Origin of the sequence: Nocardia sp. NPDC060220 (assembly GCF_042727815.1) — a bacterium.
Taxonomy (GTDB): domain Bacteria; phylum Actinomycetota; class Actinomycetes; order Mycobacteriales; family Mycobacteriaceae; genus Nocardia.
This window is the reverse complement of record NZ_JBHWZY010000588.1, coordinates 1-4,442: the sequence shown is the minus strand read 5'-3', so window position 1 is coordinate 4,442 and position 4,442 is coordinate 1. Positions and strand designations below refer to the sequence as shown.

Below are 4,442 nucleotides of genomic sequence, written 5' to 3'. Positions count from 1 at the left end.
GCTCAATCGCCAGCCGCCGGTGTCGGTTCGCTGGGCGAATTCCGGCGTGCGGTCGCTGCGTAACGTGTCGTCGGTGCCATGAATAACCATCGCGGACCTGCCTTCCCCGGCGGGGCGCTGCGCCCTCCCCGAGCGTCTGGCGGGGCATCCACTCCCCGTAATCCAGTGTGGCATTTGCCAATTGTCTTGGTCAATTGCCATTGTTAGTAGGTAATTGCCGGATTTCGGGCGTGGCAAACCCGGCATTGTGGCGATCGCAGTGCGGCGTCCGCCCGATCGGGTGCGCGCCGGCCTCGACAAGTGGACGGGAGGCAGCATGCCGATGGTTCCCCAGGACGCCCGCGTCGCCGCGATCCGCTCCATTCTGGCCAGGCTGGGCAAGTACGCGGGCTTGAACGCAGAACGCCTGCGCCACACCGAGATCGACGCTGCGCCGCTGCTAGAGCTGCTGTCGGTGCGCCGGCACGCACGGCGTACCGACAGCAGTGTCGAGGCCTCGATCCTGCCCGTGGTGCGCGAGGTCACGCAGTGGCTGGCGCCGACGGACCGGCTGATCGTGGACGCGGCACTCTCGCTCGGGCTGTTTCGCGACCGCTCCGGCGTGGGTGTCGATGTCGAACGCCTGTACGCAGACAACCTCGGGGAACGTCGAGAGGCCTTGACCGAGCAGTGGATCGCGCTGCACACCCTGCTCGATGTCGACCCCGTTCCGGAGGCGCCCACCGTCAAACGGTTGCGTACGGTCTCCGAACACAACGCCTTCACCGCGCTCGCCGGACTGCTCGCCACCGATTCCGGCTATCCGATGGCCGGACCCTCCGTCGCCCAAACCACTGCCGTGCCCGCGCAACGCGGTGTCGTCACGGTCTTCGGTGACGCCGTCATCGATCACCTCTACCGGGTCGACTCCTTCCCGGCCGCTGACAACGCGGCCAGCGGCAGCTTTACCGGGCACCCCGGCGGCAAAGGGCTGAACCGGGCGGTCGCGGCAGCCCGTCTCGGCATCGGCGTGCATCTGGTCTGTGCCGTCGGCGGCGACGAATACGGCCGTCGCATCCTCGAATTCATCGAATCCGAACGCGTCCACCTCGACCTGGTCAAGGTCGTTCCGTTCGCGACGTCGCTGGTCACCGCCGTGGTGATCACCCCCAACGGCGAAAGCCGCATCATCGGCTGCCGTGACAATCGCGTCCAGCTCCAAGACGAAGACCTCCACCGTCCCGAACTCCGCGCCGCCCTGGAAGCCTCGGATGCGGTGATCCTGAGTTTCGAACCGCCACCTTCGGTGATCGAGCAGGTGCTGTCGATGGTGTCGCAGATGCGACCCAAACCACCCGTTATCGTGTGTCCGACACCGGCCATGCCGGTGCCGCAGAGCCTGTATCGACATCTGGGCGCGGTCGACTACCTCGTCGGCGCGGCCGCGGACCTCGACGCGCTGCTGCCCGATGTATCCGCCGAATCCGCCGCCGATATCGCCCGGCTGTTGCGCGGCCTCGGAGTCGGGACCGTGTGCACAGTCGAGAACTTCCGGTGTGTGGTCGCCTCCGACACGATCGAGACAGTCATCGACCATTTCCCACAGGTACTCAAGGCCTCGGTCGGTGCCGCCGCCGCCTTCACCGGCGCGCTGGCCTATCGTCTCGTCAATTCCGGAACCCCGCTCACCGCAACTGATTTCGTGTGGGCGACCGCGGCGATGATTCCGACCCAGAATCTGGGCGCGGTGGCGGTGTCGATGCCGAGTGCCGAGGAGATCGACCGCATCGTGCGCCTGTACGCGCCCCCGGCCTGATCCGGGGGTAAGGTCGCGACATTCAGCTCACGCCTGTCCGGCATCGGCGCCTTGTCGCCCTGTCCACGCACGGAGGATCGTTGACCATTCTGTCGTTCGGCGGTGCCAGGACCGGGGAAACCGGTGCCGATACCGCACACCGACTGGGTCGCCAGGGCAAGCAGCTACCGATTCGGGTGATCGAGATCCCGGACCGCGACGACGGCGGGCACCTTTTCCTCTTCGGTGAGCCCCGCGACGGCTGCCTCGTGCGGGTGCACTCGCGATGCCTCTACGGCGAGGGTCTCGGCTCCGACGACTGCGACTGCGGCGGGGAGCTCACCGAGTCGATGGACCGCATCCAGGCCGAGGGCGCCGGTGTGCTCGTCTACCTCGAACAGGAAGGTCGCGGGGCGGGCCTGATCTGGAAGGCCCGCGGCTACCGGGAGAGCGAACAGTCCGGCACCGACACCTTCGACAGCTATCGGCGCCTCGGCCTCGACGCCGACACCCGCCGCTACGAGCCCGCCGCGCACGCTCTGCGCGACCTCGAACTCACCCGGGTCCGGCTGCTCACCAACAACCCCGACAAGTGCCGGGCCCTGACCGAGGCCGGGATCACCGTCGAGCCCGTCGCCCTCACCATCGCCTTGCACTCCCCGCGCGGCAGGCAATATCTGCAGGCCAAACGGCGCCACCGCCAGCACACCATCCCCGCCGATCCGCTCGCCGACGAGCAGCGATCGGAGCGGGCGCGGTCGTGGTGGCGACCACGAGGTCGCCGGTAACCCCCCTCGTAATCCCGTATGTCCGGTTACGATAAGTGAGCCACGCCACTGTTGCCGCCCCTGTCTCGAGACAACGAGGCAGTTTCGCTCGCATTGGCTCGGCGTCCAGCTCGGCCTATGGGAACAGGGATATGACAGACATCGGTTTCGCGCACGCATCCGGGGTCACGGTGCACACCGTGCCCGCCGCCTTCCAGCAGACCGCCGCGTTGCGGCCCGACCAGATCGCCTTGCGCACGGTCGGTGGCACCCAGGAGATCACCTGGGCCGAATATGCGACGAGGGTGCGCGCACTGGCCGCCGGGTTGGCGAAACTCGGTGTGCGTCACGGTGACGCGGTCGGCATCATGCTCACCAACCGACCCGAGTTCAACCTGATCGACACTGCCGCCCTGCACCTGGGCGCCATCCCGTTCTCGGTGTACAACACCAGCTCCACCGAACAGATCGCGCACGTGTTCGCCAACGCGGGCAACACGGTGGTCATCACCGAGCAGACGTTCCTCGACACCATCCGCGCCTCGGGCGCCGAGATCGAGCACACCGTCATCGTCGACGGCACCGCCGAGGGCACCGTCACGTTGGCCGAGCTCGAATCCGATCCCGCACCGGACTTCGATTTCGACGCGGCCTGGCAGGCGGTCCAGCCCGGCGACCTGGCCACCCTGATCTACACCTCCGGCACCACCGGCCCGTCCAAGGGCGTCGAGCTCACCCAGAGCAATGTGATCGCCCAGGTCGTCGGCCTGGTCTCGGGTCCGCTGCCGGTCGGTTTCGACGACCGCGCGGTGTCGTATCTGCCCGCCGCGCACGTCGCCGACCGCATCTCCGCGCATGCGATGAGCCTGCTCACCGGCATCCAGATCACCACCGTCACCGATCCGCGGGAGATCGCCGCCGCTCTGCCGGACGCCCGTCCGACGGTGTTCTTCGGTGTGCCGCGGGTGTGGCAGAAGATCAAGGCGGGGATCGAGAACAAGCTCGCGGTCGAGCCGAGCCCGGTCAAGAAGGCACTGGCCAACTGGGCGATCGGTGTCGGCGTCGCGCAGGCCAAGGCGAAGCTGGCCGGTGAGAGTTCGCTGGTACTCGGCGTGCAGCACAAGATCGCCGACACACTCGTGCTGGCGAAACTGCGTGAGGCGCTCGGGTTCGCGGAGCTGAAGTGTGCGGCCTCCGGTGCAGCGCCGGTACCGCCGGAGACCCTCGAGTACTTCCTCGGCCTCGGCTTCGCCGTCACCGAGGTGTGGGGGATGTCGGAAACCGCGGGCGTCGGCACCTACACCGAACTCGACAAACCGCGCCCGGGCTCGGTCGGCCGGGTGATGGACGGGTGCGAACTGCGTCTCGACGCCGATGGTGAAGTGCTGCTGCGCGGCCCGATCATCACCCCCGGCTACCGCAACATGCCCGACAAGACCGCCGAGGCGATCGACGCCGACGGCTGGCTGCACACCGGCGACATCGGCACCCTCGACGCCGACGGCTACCTGCGCATCGTGGACCGCAAGAAGGAACTGATCATCAGCGAAGCGGGCAAGAACATCGCCCCCTCCAATATCGAGAACGCCATGAAGGCGGCCTCGTCGATGATCGGCCAGGCCGTCGCGATCGGCGAGGCCCGCGCCTACATCACCGCCCTGATCATGCTCGACCCCGACGTCGCGGCCTTGCGCGCCAAGGACTTCGGCGCCACCGACGCCACCCACGCGGAACTGGCCCGGCGCAAGGAGATCGTCGACGAGGTCAGGGAAGCGGTGCTCGCGGGCAACCGCAAGCTCTCACGGGTGGAGCAGATCAAGCGTTTCGTGATCGTCGAGAACCTGTGGGAGCCCGGCGGTGACGAGCTGACCCCGAAGATGTCGCTCAAGCGGACCCCGATC

Annotated in this window: 3 protein-coding genes; all 3 read left to right on the top strand. The window is 67.6% G+C overall.

The window, feature by feature from the left end; all coding sequences use genetic code 11:
• The first annotated feature begins 316 nt into the window (after positions 1-316).
• Entirely contained in the window at positions 317-1,795 is a 1,479-nt protein-coding gene (locus tag ACFWF3_RS25730; RefSeq protein WP_379315844.1) for a PfkB family carbohydrate kinase, read from the top strand.
• Positions 1,796-1,875: 80 nt separating this feature from the next.
• Positions 1,876-2,562: a GTP cyclohydrolase II RibA gene (gene ribA, locus ACFWF3_RS25725; RefSeq protein WP_378991850.1), complete on the top strand. Its 687-nt coding sequence runs from the start codon at positions 1,876-1,878 to the stop codon at positions 2,560-2,562.
• Positions 2,563-2,693: 131 nt separating this feature from the next.
• Positions 2,694-4,442 (top strand): AMP-dependent synthetase/ligase (locus ACFWF3_RS25720; protein ID WP_379315842.1); only part of this gene is annotated, 1,749 nt, incomplete at its 3' end.

Bases quoted from the DNA above. Each gene is read 5' to 3' on its own strand.
- ACFWF3_RS25730 (WP_379315844.1), top strand. From the start codon at position 317: ATGCCGATGGTTCCCCAGGACGCCCGCGTCGCCGCGATCCGCTCCATT.